We start from the raw sequence: 21,768 nt of genomic DNA on the forward strand, positions 1-21,768 counted from the left end.
ATTTAACAGCTGTTTGGTTAAATTTTTAAGCAAAAATTGCATTATTGAATCAAATTAAGCGAAAAAAAATACAAACAAAAAAAGGGCAGGCTCCAATTTTTTTATTGCTTCATTTTAAAATGAAGTTCTGCTATATTTTTACGAATGATATTCTTGTCAGAGTCTGTTTTAGCGAGGTATAGAGCTGTTTCAAATTGCTGTAATGCTTTCTGAATATCAAGTTCTGAATATAAATTTCCTAGTAAAGAATAATAAAAATGATTGTCGGTCAAATTGAGTTTTTCAGCTTCTATGATCGCCTCTTTATTACTTTTTACTTTTGAGAGTGCGTACGTTCTGTTCAACGCCGCAATTGGAGAATATTCCAGAATGATTAAATTGTTGTACAATTCGAGAATATGCTCCCATTTTGCTGCAGTATCTTCTTTGATAGTATGCCAGTAAGCAATTCCGGCTTCAAGATGGTATTTAGAAAGTGTAGTTCCGGTAGAAGATCTGCTCAAAAAATAAGTTCCTTTGTCTATTAATTCCTGATTCCAAAGCGATTGATCCTGATCTTCGTATAAAATAATTTCTCCGTCGTCGGCGGTCCGGGCTTCAAATCTTGAAGAATGAAAACACATTAAAGCCATAAGAGCATTGGTTTCCGGAAGATTTGTGCTTTCGTTCTGAATCAATAAAAAAGTAAGACGCATGGCTTCTGCGCAAAGGTCTTTTCTTAAAGTAGTGTTTTGTGAGGCAGAGTAATATCCTTCAGAATAAAGCAGATAAATGGTTTTTAGAACCGTTTTTATTCTATCCTTAACTTCGATACTATTCGGATTCTGAATCTTTATATTTTCTTCTTTGAGTTTTTCTTTGGCACGATTAATTCTTTTATAAATGACTTCTTTGTTTGAAAGAAAAGCATCAGAGATTTCGCTTATTCCAAAACCACACAATAGATTAAGAGCCAAAGCAATTTGAGCTTCATCTGAATTACACGGATTACAAACCGTAAAAATCATCGCCAGCTGACTGTCTGCAATATTTTGATCAGATAAATTAATATCAATCTCGGGATTGTTTATTGGAGTATTGTATTTTATTTCGGTTACTATTTTGGTTTCAAAAAGAGTATGCCGTTTCAGATAGTTTTTGGTTTTATTTTTGGCTACAGTATAAAGCCAGGCAGCAGGATTTTCGGGAGTTCCCTTTATCGCCCAGGTTTCTGAAGCAGACAAGAAAGTATCACTCACAATATCTTCTGCAATTTCGATATGTTGAATGCCGAAAAGATGGCAAAGAACTGAAACTATTTTTTGATATTCGGTTCTAAAAAGATTTGGTATCAGTTCTTTGTTCTCCATATTTTTTTTTGATTAAGGCTTCACAATTGTTAAAATGCCATTCTAATTTCTACATTGCCGCCAAGATTTAGAACCGGACATTCCTGCGCAATTGCTGCAGCTTCATCATAATCTTTGGCTTTTATAATAATCATGCCGCCAATAGATTCTTTGATTTCAACAAAAGGGCCATCTGTAATTCCTTTATTAGAAGTTACCAATTTTCCCTGTCCGTCCCAGCGCTGCAAAGGTCTGGCCAGTTTATCCTGCGCAGCCAGACTGCCAAACCAGTTTTGCCATTGCTGTAAATGCTGCTGCAATTCTTCTGGTGAAGGCTGTGATTCTTTAGAAATAAAATCTCTTCTGAAAATCAATAAAAATTCATTCATTTTTTTATGTTTTTTGGTTATCAAACTTCATTTTAAGAAAAGGCTGTTTTTATTTAAAGTATAAATTTAGTGCTTTGCAAATAAAAACAGCCGATTTTTATTTATCCAAATTGTCCGACTCTGTAGCTTCCCGGAGTATTAGGAAAAGCTAAATTAAAACGATTCCATGTGTTAATTGTTGTAATTACAAGCGTAAGGTCAATTAATTCTTCATCAGAAAATTCAACTTTAGCAGCAGCGTAAATTTCATCAGGAACATCACAAGCTGTTACCGCTTCTGCCCAGGCCAATGCCGCTCTTTCTCTTTGTGTATAAAAAGGTGTTTCTTTCCAGGCACTTAAACCAAAAAGACGTTGAGGTGTTTCTCCGGCTGCCAGAGCTTCTTTGGAGTGCATGTCTAAACAATAAGCACAACTGTTAATTTGTGATACTCTAAAATCTACTAAATCTACTAATGATTTTTCAAGTCCTGATTTTTTCAAATAACCAGTAATTCCAAATAAAGTGGCAATTGCTTTCTGACCTTTTTCGAATACATTAATTCTAGTTTCCATGTTGTATAATTTTTAATGTTATACCCTAATGACAACTGAACTTTCAGAATTGGACAAATAAATTAAAAAAAAATAATTTTTTTTAAAATAATTATAAAACTATCAACGTTTACAAGGCTTTAGGAGAAAAATAAAAAATAACTAATTTAGAATTAAATCTATATTTTCTGATAATCGATCTGCAAGTTCGGGTGTGTTTTTCAAACTATTGTTCATAATCCACGGAGTAAGTTTTCCTTTTTCGATGATTTCTTTTTTTGAATAAACCAAACTAAAATATAGATTAAGGTCGAGTGTATGAGCGGGCAGAGGCTGATTTTTTTGTTCCTTTTCAATATCTTCATAATAATATCTGGACTTTTTTAAATCAGGATATTTTTCGATTAAATAATCATTTAAAGCAAAAGACGGACCTTCACCTTTGTATAAATCCTCCTTTATAATAGGAGTAACTAAAAGGTTTTGAACCGTTTTTTTAAATTCTTTATAATGGGCTGAAGTGGTAGAAAAGTTACCTTCAGAAATCTTATTTTTTTCGGACAATCTTCTAATTACAGAAAGGCGTACAAAATCACCATTGATTTCTATTACTTTAAAAACAAAATAATTCGTTTTAAAACTCTGGCTTCCGTTTGAGCCTCTTTGTCTGCTGAAGATAAAACTTCCCAGCTGCAGTTTGTGTTCTTCACTGCTAATCGCTTTTTTCCACATAAACGGTTTGTAAACCATTTGTCTTAAAATAAAAAATGCTGCAATAGTGATTATCAGGATAGCTAAAATGCTTTTGTTCATTTGTTTTGAAAGTAAAATTGAAAGTTACTATACAAATATCAATAAATTTAAATGATTGTAAAGAGTTCTTTTCCATAAAAAAAGCCTCCATATTCTGAAGGCTCTTTGCATTTATTTTTTGTTTGAATATATAAAGAATGAAAACAAATTTGAAACTAAACCTGCAACCATCCACGAACGCATCCAAAAAAATAAAAAATTGGAGCGGTCTGCGCAATTAATGCCGGCTAAGGTAAACGTGATAAAAAATGTTGTGAGGCAGTTTTGCAGGAATTGAGTCAAATATTTTTTCCGGCTTATCTTGGCAGTCTTCACTTTAATTCAAATTAATCAGCTGTGGTCCAAATTCTTCGTAAAAAATATTTTTCTCACTTACATTCAGATTAATCAAGGTTTCGTACTGCGCCTTAATAAACATTTCGGGACCACAGATATAAAATTTTGCTTCTTCTAATAATATTGCGTCTTTACATTTATGCAGATCCACTCTTCCTTGTATAATTTGATTGGAGGTTTCGTCATCATTTTCTACAGTATCATAAAACGTAAAAGTTTCGAGATGTCCTGCATCTTTTTTGATTTCCATAATCTGATTTTTAAAAGCATGAACCGATTCGTTTCTGCAGCCGTGAATCCAGATTGTTTTTTTGTTTTGAATAGAATTGAGATTGGTTTCCAGCATACTCAGCATTGGCGTAAGTCCAACGCCGCCGCTAATTAAAACCAGCGGATTTTTAGAATCTTTTTCTAAGTGAAATATTCCCGCAGGTGACGAAATGGAAACTACATCTCCTTCTGATTTTGAATGCAGTGTATTCGAAACCATTCCAGATGGATTGGGTGCAATTCCGGTTTCTTTTTTTACCGAAATTCTGTAATATTCCGGATTAAAAGCGCTCGACAAACTGTATTGTCTGGGCTGTAAAAGGTCTAATTCCGGAACAAAAACCTGAATACTGATAAATTGGCCTGCATGGTATTCTGTAATTTCTTTTCCGTCTTCAGGATAAAGATAAAACGATTTGATTTCGGTCGATTCTTGTATGATTTTTTTTATTACAAATTTTCTCCAGCCGTTCCAGCTTCCAGATTTTGCTTTGTTTTCCTGATACATTTCTTTTTCAAGATTAATCATAATTTCTGCAAGCTGATAAAAAGCTGCTGTCCAGGCATCCAGAATTTCCTGAGTGGCCGCTTCGCCTACAACTTCGCCTATAGAAGCGATGAGATGTGTACCTACGATTTTATATTGTTCGGGCTGAATGTTTAAACTTCTGTGTTTGGTGCCGATTCCTTTTAAAACACTAATTAAAACGCTGGGATTTTCTATGTTTTCGGCGTAAGCTAAAACAGCATTTGCCAAAGCCGATTTTTGTCTTCCGTTGGCCTGATTTCCCATATTAAACATGTTTCTCAATTCGGGATGCGCCTTAAACATTCTGGCATAAAAATAATTGGTCAGGACTTCACCGCTTTCTCTTAATATTGGAATTGTTGCTTTGATAAGCTCTTTTTGATAGGTATTCATTTTGTGATATTTAGGATAGGATTAAATATTTCATGTAAACTGCCAAAGCGCTTTAGAGTTTACTTTTACAAATGTAGAGCAGGACCAAAACTTCATTTTATGACTCAAATCATAAGAAGCAAAAAAATAGTTTACAAAATCTAATTCTAAAGTTATTATCTCCGTAACATCTCAGCCTTAATGTTACGTTTTTGTTTCGAATTCTGAACGTTTTATTAATGTAAACGTAACCTTTTAAACCTACCCTCGTTTCTAATTTTGAAGACATACTATAAGAACCCAATACTTGTATATATGTCATTTTTTAGAGTAAGAATACATCTCAAAAAAACATTCAGAAAAAGTGTTTTACAAAATATTATCTGCCTCATAATTTTTCCAAAAGCGATGTATTATGTATAAAAAATATACTGACGAAGAACTTGTTGAATTATTAAAACAAGGAAAAGACAGAGCTTTTGATGAATTGTATTTTAGGTATAGAGATCTTCTTGTGCGATTTGTATACGTGAGAATGAAATCTATTGCAATTTCTGAAGAGATTGTTCAGGAAGTTTTTACCACGATTTGGGAACGCCGAAAGACTTTGGTTATTCAAAAAAACTTTTCGGCATATATGTACAGTTCAGTGCGTTATGTGACTCTCGACTATATAAAGGCAAATATGATTACCGACCAGTATGTAAAAGAAGTTACGGATCGGAATACTATTATAGAGAGCAGCAACAATGCTACAGAAGAATCTATCTATCACGACGAACTTCAGCAAAGGGTTGATAAAGCTGCTTCGTTGCTTCCTAAAAAATCCAAAGAGGTTTTTATTCTCAGCCGCATTAAACAATATACAAATAAGGAAATAGCAGAGGAACTTAATGTGTCGCACGAAACGGTAAAATATCACATTACGTACGCACTCAAATTTATGCGGACTTATCTTGGAGAATTTAACTAAAGCAGATTGGAGCGGGGAATAGTGTTTTTTTTCTTAACGCAACCGTAACATGACCCGCCTACCCAAAATCTGAATTCTTAAGACATACTATTAAAGCGATAAAAAAATTATAATGCCTGAAAAAATACAGAACGATATAAAACTTTTTTTAGAAGGTAAAACTTCTTTAAAAGGTCAGGAAATGTGGAACAACTGGTACGACAATCCAGAAAAAATATATGCAGATGCACTTTTGCCGGCATCAAATATTTCGAAACTAAAAAAAGAAATTAAAAATATTAAAAAGACTAAGAATGTCATTTTTCTAAACAGCAGAAATTGGATGATGGCAGCTTCTATTGTATTAGCAGCAGGATTATTTAGCTTTTTTTATCTGACAGCTGAAACTATTACTACCAAAGAATATGCTGCAGGATTAGGAGAACAAACAAAAATTACATTGAGTGACGGAACTAAAATATGGCTGAATGCAGGAAGTCTTTTAAAATATCCAAGCAAATTTAAAGGAGATACCCGCGAAGTATATTTAACCGGAGAAGCTTTTTTTGATGTAGTAAAAGACAAAAAACATCCTTTTATCATTCATACCGATAAAATGGATACCAAAGTATTAGGCACCAGTTTTAATGTACAGGCTTATCCGGGACAGACAACTCAGGAAGTTTCTGTACTGACGGGAAGAGTAAACGTAAAGTCTACGGTAACAGACGAAAATGTATATGTAACACCGGGTCAGAAAGTGGTTTTTAAAGCAAAAAACAGCAGTCTGCATGCTTTTAGTAATATTCCGATGAACTCTATTTCGCTATGGCGAAAAAATATTATTGTTTTTGAAGAAACACCGCTTCCAGAAGTTATTGCCACAATTAAACGCAATTATAATGTTACGGTTGCTGTAGAAAACAAAAGTTTAAACGCGCTAAAGATCAACGCTTACTTTAAGGAACTTCCGGCAGATCAGGTTATTGGTTTAGTATGCAATATTATTAATGCCAATTATAAACTCGAATCGGGAGTTTATAAAATCGAATAAATCTTAAAACTCCAAACCATACAAAACTCCAAAAACAAGAACAAAAACAAAAAACAATCAAAACTAAAAATTATGGATGAAAAACAAATGCGGTATGCCGCAAAGTGTCAAAGTTTTAAAAAAAGCCTTTCGGCTCAATTGATTCTCTTCACTGTTTTATTTTTAATCGGATTAACAGCAAATGCTGCTAACATTAACTTTGGTAAAAGAATCACCTTAAAAGTAGAAAATGAAAATATAAAAAATATTCTTCAAAAAATTGAAAATCAGGTTGATGTGCATTTTATGTATGAAGCCAATCAGATCAATACCAATCAAAAAATCAGTTTAAAACTTAATAATGTAACCTTAGAGCAGGCGCTTGATCAGATTTGTTCTAGTTTTTTTCTGAAGTACGAGATTATCAGTAATAATATCGTAATCAAAAAAAATCAGAAAATCAGCGATGCCGGACAGAATAAAATAATAGTATCGGGAACTGTTTTTGGCGGCGATGACGGAATGCCGTTACCGGGTGTTGGTATTAAAGATAAAACTTCTAATGCGACTGGAACAACAGATTTTGACGGAACTTTTTCTATGGAAATCAATGCAGCAGAAGCTAATCTTGTATTTTCTTATGTGGGATATCTGACACAGGAAATTAAAGTTACCGAAACGCAGCGAAATCTAAATATCAAATTAGCAGCAGACGTAAAACAACTGCAGGAAGTTGTAGTAATGGGATACGGAAGTGTAAAAAAGAATGAAGTTTTGGGAGCTGTAGGAGCTGTTTCTATGAAAGAAACGTCAAGCAGAACTTATAACTCTGCAGCAGAATTATTGCAGGGAACTGTTTCTGGTGTTACCGTAATTAATAATGGAGGAGACCCAACGGGAGAACCTACAATTAATATTCGTGGTATCGGATCTTTGAATGCTGAGACACCTTTGATTGTTTTAGACGGAATTATTTACAGCGGTTCATTAAATACAATTAACCCAAATGATATTGCTTCTATAAGTGTTCTTAAAGACGCGGCTTCGGCAGCTATTTATGGAGCGAGAGCTTCTGGAGGAGTAATTTTAATTACTTCTAAAAAAGGAACTTCGGAGCGTATGAATGTAAATGTAAATTATCAGGGAGGTTTTCAGAGTGTAGCTAAAAAATTGGGAGTTCTAAATGCTGCAGAATACGCAGACGCTATGAATACTGCAAGAGATAATGCGGGATTACCAAGAATTCCTGCTTTTGATCCAGCTTTTGAACCTACTGCAAGAACGACAAAAACAAACTGGATGGATGAAATTTTTCAGACAGGAGAAATTCAGGATTTGTCTCTTTCTATAAACGGAAAAACAGAAAAATCAAATTACTTTCTTTCTGGTAGTTACCGTAAAAACGAAGGGATATTGCTAAATACTTACGGAAGCCGTTATACTGCAAGAGCAAACTCTTCTTTTAAACTGGCTCCGAATTTTACTATTGGAGAAAATTTAACCTATTCGCTTACCAACGGACAAAGTGCTAATACTACAAATGCTTACACAGGAGCAATTTTAGGAGCAATTTTTTATCCTCCGAACGCATCAATTTACAGAGAAGACGGTTCTGGACAATTTGGCGGTGTTCCGGAGAAATATATCGGTTCTTACGGAGACGTTATTAATCCGGTTGCTTACTTAAAAAGACTGGATAACAGTAATCCGGTTTCTACCATTTTAATCAATCCTTATGCAGAATGGGAAATTATAAAGGGATTAAAAATTAAATCAAACTGGGGTTATACCAGAATTCAAAGCGACTCAAAAGATTTCACGGTAAAAATTACAGAACCTGGAAAAATATTTGATTTCAACAGACTTACACAATCAACTTCTACAACAACCGATTTATTGAGCGAGCAGACGCTTTCTTATACAAAATCACTTGGAAAACATAACTTCAGTGCTTTGGCAGGATATACTTTTCAGGATACAAAAAGAGAATATTACACGGTAGAAGGAACAGGTTTTGACAACGAAGATCCATCACAGCGTTATTTATTAAACGCCAAATTAATTCAGCAGACCGGTGCAGGATTATCAGAAGAAATTATCTCTTCTTACGTTGGAAGGTTAAATTATGATTTTAATCAAAAATATTTATTCTCAGGAATTGTCCGCCGCGACGGAACTTCAAAACTGACTTCTGCAAACCGCTGGAGAGTTTATCCTTCTGTTTCTGCAGGATGGCTGATTTCTGAAGAAGGTTTTATGAAAGGCATCAGCTCTACGGTAAATAATTTAAAATTACGCGCGAGCTGGGGACAGATTGGAAACTTAGGAAATCTTGGACCATACCAATTTAGTGTGCCGTTGAACCAGACTACTGCGCTAATCGGTTCTTCTCCGGTTATCAATTACGGATATTCTGAAAGCGAATTATCAAATCCTTCTTTAAAATGGGAAAGTTCAGAACAAACCAACGTAGGTTTAGATTTTACTCTTTTTGATAATCACATTACAGGATCTGTAGATGCTTACATCAAGAAAAACAAAGACATGCTGGTTCGAGATCAATTGCCTGGAGTTTCAGGAACACCGCTGGGCCGAATTGTAAATTCTGGAGATGTTGAAAATAAAGGTATCGAAGCGAGTCTTACCTACCAAAAAACACGTGGTGATTTTAAGTTTGATGTAACAGCAAATGCAGCCTTTTTAGACAACAGAATTGTTTCTATAAAAGATGATTTAACTTCTTTGGAACCGCTTAATCTAAGCAGAGTAAGAAGTTTGCCTTTGGCTAATATTTATCAGGTAGGAAGTCCTGTTGGTGCATTTTACGGATACGCAACAGACGGATTATTTCAAAGTAATGCAGAAGCGCAGGCGTATGTAAACGGTTCTGGTGTTGTCTATCAGCCAAATGCTGTTGCCGGAGATATTAAATTTAAAGATGTAAACGGAGATGGTGTCATTAATAACAGTGATAGAGTGGTACTTGGAAATCCTTTTCCTAAAACAACATACAGCTTAAATACCAATTTTAGATACAAAGGATTTGATATGAATATCTTCCTGAGCGGTGCAGCTGGAAATAGTGTTTTTAATGCAGTAAAATATACAGGTTTAAATGCTTCTTTTCCCGGATATAATTTATTAGCAGAATCTAAAGATGCATGGTCGCCTCAAAATACAGGATCTAATATTCCGGTTCTTTCTGCAACAGACAATAATAACAACTTTGGAAGAATCTCTGATTTTTATATTGAAAATGCTTCTTATTTAAGATTGAAAAATCTTTCGATTGGTTACACAGTAAAAGACAGCTGGTTAAACGGAAAAGCGAATTTAAGATTCTTTATTTCGGGACAAAACCTTTTCACTATTACAAAATACTCTGGAATGGATCCTGAAGTAGGTCTTAATAATTTTGGTTTGGACTTAGGTAAATATCCGCTTTCCAGAATTTATATGACGGGTGTAAATGCAACTTTTTAAAAAATATAAAACAAACAAAATGAAAAAAATAAGTATTTTATTATTGAGTTTAGCAATGCTGATTGGTTTTTCGGCTTGTGAAAGTGAACTTGATCTGGTACCTCAGGGAGCTCCTTCGAGTGGGAATTTCTGGAAAACACCTGCAGATGCAAAAGCGGGAGTAAATGCTGTTTACGCCTTATATTCTGATGATAATATGTACGGGCGCGGTTTTTTCTGGCTCAATAATGCAAGTGATGATATCGGAACCAAAACCAGACAAAATGCAGAACGTATTAAAAACTTTATCGTAGACGGATCTGAATCTGATACTAAAGATATCTGGAGACTTCATTACGAAGTTATGAAACGCTGTAACGATGTGATTCGTAATATTCCGAATATTCCATTAGACGAGAAAACAAGAAACATGATGCTTGGAGAAGCTTATTTTAATCACGCAGTAATGCATTTAGAATTAGCATACCACTATGGAGACGATCGTGCCGGAATTCCGATTCAGGACAGAAACGATCCAACAAATGTATACGTGCCTCGTACTAAAAATGTGGCAGAAAATTATGCATACATCGCAGCCGATTTAGTTAAAGCAGCCGATTTGCTGCCTTATTTTAATGAACTTACAACAGACAACTATGGTCGTGCGCACAAAACTGCTGCCTGGGCCTATTTGGTGCGTACCTATTTGTATGCAAAAGACTGGGACAATGCCATAAAATATGCAGATATGATCGTAGCAAGTGGTAAACATAAACTGCTTGATAATTTTGAAGATGTATTTACAATCAAAAATAACTGGTCTACAGAATACATTTGGTCGGTAACTTCTAGTGCAGAAAACACATCGCTGGGTTCTATTTTTCCAGGAGTTTGTCTGGAAGATAAGGGCTGGGGAGTTTATAATGGCTGGGGAAATTTTTACCCAACCAAAGAATTATTTGATGCTTACGATCCTGCTGACAAAAGACGCAGTGCTACAATTTTGCAAAAAGGAGATCAGTTTATGTATTTTGGTGAACTGGCAACTTTTAACGAAGGGAAATATGTTGTAAGCTCAAGTAACAGAACGGGATATCAATTTAAAAAATATATGGAGCCTTTCGGTTATCCAAAAACTACCTCTGGCGGTATCGATATTCGTTATGTAAATGCAAATGGAGATAAACCTTCAACAGCTTTAAATGTACCGCTTTTACGTTATGCAGATTTAATCCTGATGCTTGCTGAAGCAAAATTAATGAAAGGACAAAATGCAGATACCGAAATCAATATGATTCGTCATCGTGCTGGTTTAGCCAATATTACAGGAGCAACTATGACAGATCTTAAAAGAGAAAGACGTTGTGAGTTAGCCGGAGAATGGACAGATCGTCATTTTGATTTAGTACGCTGGGGCGATGCAAAAGCGGTTTATGCACAACCGCTGCATCATTATAACGGAACCGTAATTTATCCTGCACGTAATTTTAATCCTGCAATTCACCATGTTTGGCCAATACCGCCAGATGAGATTGCAGTAAGCAAAGGAGCTTTGTTTCAAAACCAAGGCTGGTAATAGTAATTTCAGTTAGTTTGTGTTTTTTTTTACGCTGCAGACTTTTAGAAGTCTGCAGTTGTAACAAAAAATAAACTATTTACAAATACATCAAAACCAGCCTTCTAAATAAAGAGGCTGGTTTACATTTTTTAAAAGCAACAACAAAAAATACATTCTCAAAAGTTACCTACGGCTTTACGAATGCATAAAATTTATTTTCGATGAAAAAAACGATCCTCCTTTTCTGCCTCCATTTAGGCCTGCTGGCACAAGCACAGGAATACAGTTCTGCCAATATCCATTCGCATAATGATTATGCAAGTCCGCTTCCTTTTTACGAAGCTTATGCTAATGAAACCGGTGTTATAGAAGCAGATGTTTTTTTAGTAAAAAACGATTTGCTTGTTTCTCATACTTCAGAAGAAATTAAACCAGAAAACACACTCAAAAATCTTTATCTGGAACCTCTTTTATTAAAATTTAAAGCCCTTGGCGGAAAAGCATACAAAAGCGGTAAACCCTTAATTTTAATGATCGATATCAAGTCGGATGCAGAAACTACGCTGAAAGCAATTGCAGATCAGTTAAAAATGTACCCGGATTTAATTTCGAATAAAAACTTAAAAGTAGTCATTTCGGGAAACAGGCCTTCGCCGTCTAAATGGAATGAATATCCAGCATTTATCTTTTTTGACGGAAGGCTTAATGAAAATTACAATGCTCAGGAATTGTCACGTGTAGAAATGATCAGCGAAGATTTGAAAGAGATCACGGTTTGGAACGGTAAAGGTGTTTTGACTCAGGGTGATTCAGAAAAAATACAATCGATTATTAAAAAAGTACACGATCAGAATAAAAAAATCAGGTTTTGGTCTACGCAGGATAATGTAAATACCTGGATGACTTTAATGAATCTGCATGTAGATTATATTGCTACCGATAATACATCGGCACTGACACAATTCATTAAAAATATAAAATCGACTTTTTATCAAAATACCGAGTTTCACGAAACATATGTTCCTAAAAATGGTTCGGTATTTCCTAAAAACAAGAAGCCAAAAAACGTAATACTTCTTATTGGCGATGGTATGGGACTGGCTCAGATTTATGCAGGATATACCGCCAATAAAGGCAAATTAAATATGTTTAATATTCCGACTCAGGGATTTTCAATTACAAAAGCTTCTGACAGTTACATTACAGATTCTGCTGCAGGAGCAACTGCAATGGCGACGGGACATAAAACCAACAACCGATTTATAAGTGTTGATGAAAAAGGAAAACCTTTAGAATTGATAACACAGCAACTGGCTAAAAAGAATTATAAAACAGCTATAATTTCTGCAGGAAATATTACAGATGCTACGCCTGCAGCTTTTTATGCACATCAGCCGGAAAGAAGTTATAATGAAGCCATAGCGGCAGACTTTTTAAACAATCCATCTGATATTTTAATTGGAGGAGGAGCAAATGAATTTAAATCTCGAAAAGACGGTAAAAATCTAGCCGCTTTACTGCAGACAAAAGGTTATACATTTTCAGATAAATTTAGTTCTCTGGATACCATCAGTAATTCTCGTTTTATAGTTTTAGACAATGCCTCGGTAGTTTCCAGAAAAGATGGCAGAGGTGATTTTTTAGCTAAATCTTTATTAAAAGCCACTACGGTTTTTTCAAAATCAAAAAATCCATTTTTTATTATGGCCGAAGGTGCTCAAATCGATTATGGCGGACACAGTAATAATGTAGAATATGTAGTGCGCGAATTATTAGATTTTGATCGTTTGGTAGGACAAGCGATGGAATTTGTAGATAAAAATCCAGATACGATATTGATCGTAACAGCTGATCACGAAACAGGCGGACTTTCGCTTATTGACGGAAGCATAGAAAAAGGATATGTACACGGAAGTTTCAGTACAAACGATCATACCTCTATCACTGTTCCGGTTTTTGCATATGGTCCGGGTGCTCAGGAATTTATGGGTGTTTATCAGAATACAGAAATTTACAACAAAATAATGCAGTTACTTGCTGTAAAATAATTTTTAAGACCAAAAAACTGCAGTTTTACAATGAAAATTTTAAAGCTGCAGTTTTTTTGATTTATAATCTCAAGATAGATAAATGTCATGTGTAAAATAATTACAAATTTAGTTTTATTGTTAAGCTGTATCTTTTGTTTTAGTCAGTCAAAAAGCAAACTTTCGGGAATTGTTTTTGTTGATGCTAATCACAATAGTTTTTTTGATAAAGATGAAAAAGTCCTTTCGGATGTTTTAATCTCTAACGGAAAAGAGATCGTAAAAACAGATTCAAAAGGGAAATACAGCATTACTAAAATAGAAGGGAATACCGTTTTTGTAATTAAACCCACATTATATATTTCTAAGAAAAATAAACAAAACAGCGTACAGTTTTATGTTCCTTTTGAAGAAATAAAAGAAGTTAAGAATTATAATTTTCCGCTGATTCCTAATGTAGAAAATAAAGAGTTAAAAATTATTTTATTAGGTGACACGCAGGTTGATGTTATGGACGATATTCATCACGTTGGCAAATTGGTGACAGAAGAATTAATGGACAAAGAAATTGATTTTATTGTGCCGCTTGGAGATCTTTCTTTTGATAATCTCAATATTTTTAAACCTTTATCAGAAACTTTAGGACTTATCGGAGCTCCGGTTTTTTATACCATCGGAAACCATGATTTGAATTTTAAAGAAACTGCTTTTGAAGACAGAGACAAAAGTTTTGAAAGTGTTTTTGGTCCGTCTTATTATGCTTTTGAATACGGAAGCGAAGTATTTCTAGTGCTAAATAATATTTATCCAACAAAAGAAAAAGGATATACAGGGCGTATAGACAATACACAGAGAGAATTTATTAAAAATTTAATTGAAGTAAAAAAAGCCAATTTCAGTTCTATACATTTATTTATGCACATTCCGCTAGAAGAAATGGAAGATAAGGATTGGGTTATAAATACATTAGAGCCTTTTGATAATGTGCTCATCAGTGCCGGACATACGCACACACAATACCATAAATATTTTGAAAGAGCAGGAAAGCAGCCCATACACGAATTAGTTGCCGGTGCCGTTTGCGGTTCCTGGTGGGAAGGTCCGCACGACGCAGATCAAATTCCGTTTGCAATAATGTACGACGGAACGCCAAAAGGATATTGGAAACTGGGAATTAACAAAGACAATTATACCTACGATTATAAAGTTTCCGGCGCATCGGAAAGTAAACAAATGGACATTACTGTTCCCAAAATAAACGAATGGGATACTACACTCAATATCTTAAATGATAATTTTATTTATGCAAATGTATTTTCAGCCGATGATGAAACTAAAGTATACATTAGTTTTGATAAAGGAAATTGGATCGAAATGACTAAATATGATGGTATTTCTCCTAATATACAAAAGCAGTATTATTTGCAGACCCAAGGGAAATACGAAAGTATGAAAATTTCAAAATTTCCAAAACCAGAAACCATAAGCACTCATTTATGGAGAATAGAAAAACCAAATACTTTACTTCCAGGCGCTCATGGAGTAAGAGTTAAGGCTTTAAATAAAAGAATAAATCTAGAAGTTTTTGGAAATGCAGTTTTATGGGCTCATTAAAAATATTTTTTTATCCTTTACTGTTGCCATTTGTATAAAAATTAATCTTATCCCAAATAATTTTAATGGACCAAAGCTTGAATTATTTAATGTTTTATATACGATGTAAGAAAAATTGGCCTTACAAAGTCTTCTGTAAATAAATTTTTTAAGTTAGATAAGAAGGTGTGTAAATAATTGATAAAGAGTAATTTATATTCTTATTTAAAAATCCTGTTTCCAATATTTTAAGTTTAAAATCATTTTTTTTGAAAAAAAGTAATTTTAAACTATACTAATTTGGTAGAACTTATGTATATTTGCAGGACTTATCCAGAAAGACTGAGGGAAGAGGCCCTGTGATGTCTTAGCAACCTGTTACCAAATAAGGTGCTAAATCCTTCCACTACGGTGGACAGATAAGATATTCCGTCTCGGAAATTCTGAATAAGCTTAAATTTAATAACCCTTTTAATTATTAAAATGAAAACTAAGCTATTCTTTTTACATGCCAGTCACAGACAATCTATCCACCGTTTCGAAGAAAACCAAGATTTAGTTTTTCGAATGCGCAGAAGCTAGCTTTTCTCCACATTTCCTGTTCAACACAGCATTAAGCTAAAGACCATTTTTCAATCGGTCCGGGAATTATTATGTCTAATTCAAATCCAAACTTAAACCAATTATGAACAAAATTGTACTACACTTAATTTTCCTGCTTTGCATAGTTTCGGGCGTAAACGCTCAGGAACGAACAATAAGCGGTACTATAAAAGATTCGGAAACGAATGAACCTTTACCAGGCGTTGCTATTACGGCTGTACAAAGCGGTAAATCGACAGTCAGCAACGAAAACGGTCAGTTCTCTATTGCTGTAACATCTGAAGATAAAGCTTTAACGATAAATTATATCGGATACGAAACGATAGAAAAAAGCGTCGGATCTTCTTTTAAAACTATTACACTAAAACCGTCAAACACAACATTAAAAGAAGTTTTAGTTGTAGGTTACGGAACTCAGAGTAAAAAAGAATTTACAGGTGCTGCAGCTCGCGTTACTTCAAAAACCATTAAGGATATTCCGGTTCAGAGTTTTGAGCAGGCACTTATTGGTAAAGCTTCGGGAGTAAATGTTTCCAATCCGAGCGGCGTTTTAAATGATGCTCCGGTAATCAGAATTCGCGGGGTAAATTCTATTTCGTTAAGCACTTCTCCTTTGGTTGTTATCGACGGAATTCCAGTAAATACAGGAGATGTTTCTACAACAAACTCAGTAGCCAATAATCCGCTTGCAGACATCAATCCATCTGATATTGAATCAATTGATATTTTAAAAGATGCCGCTTCGACTTCTATTTACGGTTCTCGTGCTGCGGGAGGTGTTATTTTAGTAACCACTAAAAAAGGAAAACAAGGAAAAGCAAAAGTTACCTACGATACTTGGGTTGGAATCACAAAAGCCACACGTCTTCCGGATCTTTTAAACAACACACAATTTGAACAAATTAAAAATGAAGCTGTTTTAAACAGTAAAATATTAAGCGGTAACGAAAATAATGCAGCTGTAGCATCGGCACTTTTCTTTCCTTCTTTTAATGCAGACGGCTCTCGTGTAAACACAAATTGGCAGGATCAGGTATATCGTGATGCGGTTTCTCAAAATCATAATATCAGTATTTCTGGAGGAACAGACAAAACGAGATATTTTTTCTCAACCAATTATTCTAAACAGGAAGGAATCACAAAAGACAATAATTTCGAGAGAAAAGGAGCAAGATTTAATATCGATCACGATGTAAACCGCTGGTTAAAATTAGGTGGTAATTTGTCCTATAATAATACAGAAAATCAGGCACAGAATACGGGTTCATTAAGCAGCAGCGGTTTGTTGTTAATCGGTGCGGCGCGTTTGGCTTTGGTACTGCCTCCAAACGTTTCTCCTTATAAAGAAGACGGTTCTTATAATTTAAGTTCAACAGGAACAGCAAGTCCGGGAAATAATTTGTTTACCAATACTTTATGGCATCCGGGAGCTTTGTTTGAAAATAGTAAATACACAAGTTCTAACGATCATTTTGTTGGAAATGTACACGCAACAATTACCTTTTTTGAAGGATTAAAATTTGATAGTAATTACGGAATCGACAGATTAAGATCGGAAAATATTACCTATTTAAGTCCAAACTTAGGATCTTCGGCATATGCTACAGGTGGTTCTTCTACGAATATTTCGGCTCTGAGAAACAATTACAATTTTACAAACAGTTTATCTTTTGACAGACGTTTTGGAGAAAACCATCATATTGCAGCGTTGGCAGGATATGATGTTCAGAGATTTGAAAACTCTTCTTGGGGTGCGAATCAAACCAATGTTTCAGATCCTTTCTTTGAAAATTATCAGGGAACCTGGGGAACAATCAGATCGTCTGGAAATAGTTTGTCAGAAAGACTTTTTCTTTCTTCTTTCTTCAGAGTATCTTATGATTACGCAGGAAAATATTTCATTACAGGAAATTTTAGAAAAGACGGAAATTCTGCTTTAGGTGTAAATAACAAATACGGAAACTTTGGCGGTATCTCTGCGGGATGGTCTATAAGCGAAGAATCTTTCTTTAAAAACAGCGGTATTACAGATACTTTTAGTTCACTTAAATTAAAAGGAAGCTGGGGAAGAGTTGGTAACGGAAACCTTTCGTCGGCATATGCCTCACAAAATCTGTATGGCGCATCAATCTACGGAACGGCGTCTACATGGGCGTTATCTCAGGCAGGAAATCAAGATCTGGGATGGGAAACCAGTGATCAGACTAACATTGGTCTTGAAGCAGGTTTCTTTAAAGACAGATTACAACTGACAGCCGATTATTTTAATAATAATGTAAACGGATTGATTTTAAGTACGCCTCAAGCACCTTCAAAAGGAATTCCCGGAGATGCTATTCTTTCTAATGTTGGTTCGATGTACAATAGAGGTATCGAATTGGGATTGAATGCAACAATAGCAAATTCTGAAGATTTTCAATGGAAAGCGTCCTTCAATTACACACACGTAAAAAATAAAGTTACGGCCCTTGCCGAAGGAAATACAGATATTATTGGGTATACGCAGGTTACGACAGAAGCAAATAATATTACAAGAGTTGGTTATTCTGCCGGAAGTTTGTACGGTGCTGTAACTGCGGGTGTAAATCCGGAAAACGGACGTAGAATTTTCCTTAATAAAGCAGGCGAAAAAGTACAATACAGCGCTGCAGTTCCTTCGGGGCAAAGCAACTGGACGTATTTAGACGGAACAACAGCAGCAGCAATTACAGTTGCAGATTATCAGGTTTTGGGTAACGCACTTCCGGTTTGGTACGGAGGTTTAACGAATAACTTTCAATACAAAGCGTTTGATTTTACTGTAGGTTTCACGTATTCAGGTGGAAATAAAGTAATGAATAATACGAGAGGAACTCTTTTAGATCAGCGTTTTTATAATAACTCAACCGAGGTTTTAAATCGTTGGACAACGCCAGGTCAGGTTACAGATATTCCGAGAGTGGTTTACAACGACGTTATTTCGAATGGATCAAGTGGTTTTGCAATTTCGGATAATGCAGAAAAAGCAGATTTCTTAAGATTACAGCAATTGGCAGTTGGTTTTTCTCTTCCGAAAAATATTTTAGAGAAAGCAGAATTATCATCGGTTCGATTTTATGTGCAGGCAACCAATCTTTTCCTGATTACATCTTACTCAGGATCAGATCCGGAAACTTCTTCAAACGGAGCTTCAACAACTTCTATGGGAGTAGAAAAAAACTCAGTAGGACAGGGACGAACTTTTACATTTGGTCTAAACGTCGGTTTTTAATCACTAATAAAAAATTACAATGAAAATATATTTTAAATCACACAGAAAATCAATTGCAGCAGTATTACTGCTTTCTGGAATATTATTTACTTCGTGTGAAAATAACGAAGATTTAAGCATAGCCCCAGAAACGACGGTTTCTGACAAAGATATTTTTAAAACTCCGGCAAGAATCGAAGGTTTGGTAAACGGAATTTACAAAGCTTTTAAGGGTGCGAGTTTATATGGAGGACGTATTCTTTTGTACCAGGATCAGCGTGGTGAGGATTTTATCAATATCACGGCAAATAACTTTACAGGTTATGAAAGCTGGAATAACTCGTACAGTTCAGGTTCCAATGACATCAATAATCTTTGGTCGGCGGCTTATACCTCCATCAATAATGCGAATATTTTGATTGAAGGACTTGCTGTAAATCAGGGTGTAATTACGGAGCAAAAAGCAAAAGAATATATTGCCGAAGCTAAATTGGTAAGAGCGTTAGCCTATTACAGTTTGATTATCAATTTTGGACAGCCTTATAATAAAGATGCCGGAGCCTCAAAAGGAGTGCCGCTGCGCTTAAAAGCAGAAACGGGTGCGGCCAACAACGATTTGGCAAGAAGTTCTGTAGCAGAAATTTATACGCAGATCTTAAAAGATTTAAACGAAGCAGAAGCTGGATTACCACAGAGTTATACAAGTGCAGATCTTAATACAACAAGAGCTCATGTCAGCACCGCAATTGCGGCAAAAACGAGAGTATATCTTTCTATGAACAATTGGGCAAAAGTTATTGAAGAAGCTGTAAAACTGGCACCGCAGACTCAAGCGCCCTTTTCTACAACTGCCAGCGATGTAAAACATGCTTTACAGTCGGATATTACAGTGATATTTTCGTCAAATTATGCTACTACAGAATCTATTTTTAGTATCCCGATGAGTTCTTTGGATTCTTATACAGGTCAATCTTCTATCGCTTACATCTACAACACGAATTTAGAATATTATTTAAATCCAACAGGTATTTTGGGTGATGCGCAATGGAGAACAGCCGATAAAAGACGCGACTTAACAAGAACAGTTTCTGGAAAACAATACTTTAAAAAGTTTGCAAAACCATCTCCATTCCTGGATTATATTCCGGTAATCCGATATTCAGAAGTATTATTGAATTATGCAGAAGCTGCAGCAAAAACAGGAAATCTAACATTAGCCGCCAATCTTTTAACTGCGGTTCACCAGCGTTCTGATGCAGGTTATACTTTTGCCGCATCAATTACGTCAGATCAAACACAATTAATAGATGCAATCTGGAAAGAACGAAGAATTGAATTATTAGGTGAAGGTTTCCGCGGACCGGATTTGCTTAGAAATCTTCAGACGCTTCCTTCAAAAGGAGATAACAAATTGCAGACACCAGCAGTTTTGGTTTCAGATGCTAATTATATATTTCCGCCTGCAAACACAGAATTAGCAGCCAATAAATTATACTAAAGTTTAAAAACTCAACTAAAAAAATTAAATAAGATGAAAAAGATACTTTTTATTATAGCGCTTTGTTTAGGTACATTTAGCGCTCAGGCACAACAAGAAAGCAATTTACAATTAAAAGGAACAGTTACAGACTCTGTTGCTCAATATGTATATCTGCAAAAATTTCATAATAAAATGTTCACGACAATAGATTCTGTAAAAGTTGTCGATGGAAATTTCAGTTTTAAAACAAAAGTAAAACTTCCAGAACTTTATGGTTTAAGTGTAAATACAGCAAATAATCCGTTGTATATATTTTTAGAAAAAGCACCAATTACAGTAAAATTAAGTCCCGTAAAATATTACAGCAATTCGGTTGTAGAAGGTTCTGCGTCTCAGCAATTATTCGATACATACAGAAAAACCAAAGATGTAGAAATCAGCAAATTCATAACAGAAAACCCAAAATCTATTGTTTCAGCTTATGTTTTGTACAGAAACTGGTCGTATAGATTGACTCCTGCGCAAATAACAGAAAACATAGGTTTATTAGATAAAAGTCTTCAAAGTTCCACTTACGTGAAAGAACTAAAAGAACTGGTAAAAGTATTAGATGGACTTGCAATTGGTAAGAAAGCTCCAGATTTTACATCAAAAGATCCTGCAGGAAAATCAATTAAGTTTTCAGAAAATCTAAAAGGATATACGTTAGTCGATTTTTGGGCTTCATGGTGCGCGCCTTGCCGAAAAGAAAACCCAAATATCGTAGCAGCTTACAAAGAATTTCACGATAAAGGATTTAATATAATCGGTATTTCTTTAGACAAAAAGAAAGAAAACTGGATAAAAGGCATCAACGACGATCATCTGGATTGGCTGCAAGTTTCTGAACTTATTTATTGGAACAGTGAAATCGCTAAATTATATGGTGTAAGAGCAATTCCGGCTAATTATTTAGTAGATTCTAAAGGAATAATCGTTGCCAGAAATCTTCGAGGAGAGGAACTTCAAACGACTCTTAAATCACTTTTGGATAAAAAATAAATTATGTCTCCTGCAAGGTTTTCAAAACCTTGCAGGTTTAAAAAATGGCAATGGTGAATTTATTTAACACAGAGAAAAATAGATTAAAATTTATAAGAAAGTGTATTTTAAAAAACAAGTTTTTTCACAAAGCTATGTTGGTTTAAACAAATGAAAATGCCTTTATAAACAAAGAAAAATTATGATTCTATGTGTTTAAAAGAATCCTATTTTGCTTTAT

Annotated in this window: 14 protein-coding genes and 1 riboswitch; of the genes, 9 read left to right on the forward strand and 5 right to left on the reverse strand. The window is 34.8% G+C overall.

Annotated elements, in window-relative coordinates; translation table 11 throughout:
* Positions 1-101: 101 nt before the first annotated feature.
* From B0A68_RS14350 to hmpA, 5 genes are all read right to left on the reverse strand, one after another.
* Positions 102-1,349 carry an RNA polymerase sigma factor gene (locus B0A68_RS14350; protein WP_035680077.1) on the reverse strand — a complete coding sequence of 416 codons (1,248 nt, stop codon included), beginning with the start codon at positions 1,347-1,349 and terminating at the stop codon, positions 102-104.
* A 29-nt stretch (positions 1,350-1,378) separates the two neighbouring features.
* Positions 1,379-1,717 (reverse strand): YciI family protein, encoded by a 339-nt coding sequence (locus B0A68_RS14355; RefSeq protein WP_035680075.1) that lies wholly within the window; start codon positions 1,715-1,717, stop codon positions 1,379-1,381.
* 101 nt (positions 1,718-1,818) lie between these two features.
* Positions 1,819-2,271, reverse strand: a complete 453-nt coding sequence (locus B0A68_RS14360) for a carboxymuconolactone decarboxylase family protein (protein WP_035680072.1) — start codon at positions 2,269-2,271, stop codon at positions 1,819-1,821.
* A 141-nt stretch (positions 2,272-2,412) separates the two neighbouring features.
* Entirely contained in the window at positions 2,413-3,063 is a 651-nt protein-coding gene (locus B0A68_RS14365) for a hypothetical protein (RefSeq protein WP_035680071.1), read from the reverse strand.
* Between the two features lie 316 nt (positions 3,064-3,379).
* Positions 3,380-4,591: an NO-inducible flavohemoprotein gene (gene hmpA, locus B0A68_RS14370; protein WP_035680069.1), complete on the reverse strand. Its 1,212-nt coding sequence runs from the start codon at positions 4,589-4,591 to the stop codon at positions 3,380-3,382.
* Between the two features lie 394 nt (positions 4,592-4,985).
* Here hmpA and B0A68_RS14375 point away from each other — a divergent pair, with 394 nt between their 5' ends.
* The 9 genes from B0A68_RS14375 (at position 4,986) to B0A68_RS14415 (ending at position 21,548) form a co-directional block, all read left to right on the forward strand.
* A complete protein-coding gene (locus B0A68_RS14375; protein ID WP_035680066.1) occupies positions 4,986-5,543 on the forward strand; it encodes an RNA polymerase sigma-70 factor in 558 nt (185 codons plus the stop codon).
* 112 nt (positions 5,544-5,655) lie between these two features.
* Complete coding sequence (locus tag B0A68_RS14380; RefSeq protein WP_035680064.1) at positions 5,656-6,576, forward strand: FecR family protein; 921 nt, start codon at positions 5,656-5,658, stop codon at positions 6,574-6,576.
* A gap of 72 nt (positions 6,577-6,648) precedes the next feature.
* The gene (locus tag B0A68_RS14385; RefSeq protein ID WP_035680063.1) at positions 6,649-10,038 is read left to right on the forward strand and encodes a SusC/RagA family TonB-linked outer membrane protein; all 3,390 of its coding nucleotides are present in this window, start codon (positions 6,649-6,651) and stop codon (positions 10,036-10,038) included.
* A gap of 19 nt (positions 10,039-10,057) precedes the next feature.
* On the forward strand, positions 10,058-11,593 hold the full coding sequence (locus tag B0A68_RS14390; protein WP_035687613.1) for a RagB/SusD family nutrient uptake outer membrane protein: 1,536 nt from the start codon (positions 10,058-10,060) through the stop codon (positions 11,591-11,593).
* A gap of 203 nt (positions 11,594-11,796) precedes the next feature.
* Entirely contained in the window at positions 11,797-13,623 is a 1,827-nt protein-coding gene (locus B0A68_RS14395; RefSeq protein ID WP_035680062.1) for an alkaline phosphatase, read from the forward strand.
* An 87-nt stretch (positions 13,624-13,710) separates the two neighbouring features.
* Entirely contained in the window at positions 13,711-15,216 is a 1,506-nt protein-coding gene (locus B0A68_RS14400; protein ID WP_035680060.1) for a calcineurin-like phosphoesterase C-terminal domain-containing protein, read from the forward strand.
* 305 nt (positions 15,217-15,521) lie between these two features.
* A riboswitch (SAM riboswitch) is annotated at positions 15,522-15,621 on the forward strand.
* Between the two features lie 259 nt (positions 15,622-15,880).
* Positions 15,881-19,048: a SusC/RagA family TonB-linked outer membrane protein gene (locus tag B0A68_RS14405; protein WP_035680058.1), complete on the forward strand. Its 3,168-nt coding sequence runs from the start codon at positions 15,881-15,883 to the stop codon at positions 19,046-19,048.
* Between the two features lie 19 nt (positions 19,049-19,067).
* Entirely contained in the window at positions 19,068-20,525 is a 1,458-nt protein-coding gene (locus B0A68_RS14410) for a RagB/SusD family nutrient uptake outer membrane protein (protein WP_035680055.1), read from the forward strand.
* Positions 20,526-20,558: 33 nt separating this feature from the next.
* Entirely contained in the window at positions 20,559-21,548 is a 990-nt protein-coding gene (locus B0A68_RS14415; protein ID WP_035680054.1) for a TlpA disulfide reductase family protein, read from the forward strand.
* Positions 21,549-21,768 lie beyond the last annotated feature (220 nt).

The sequence above is a fragment of the Flavobacterium reichenbachii genome, assembly GCF_002217435.1.
GTDB lineage: Bacteria > Bacteroidota > Bacteroidia > Flavobacteriales > Flavobacteriaceae > Flavobacterium > Flavobacterium reichenbachii.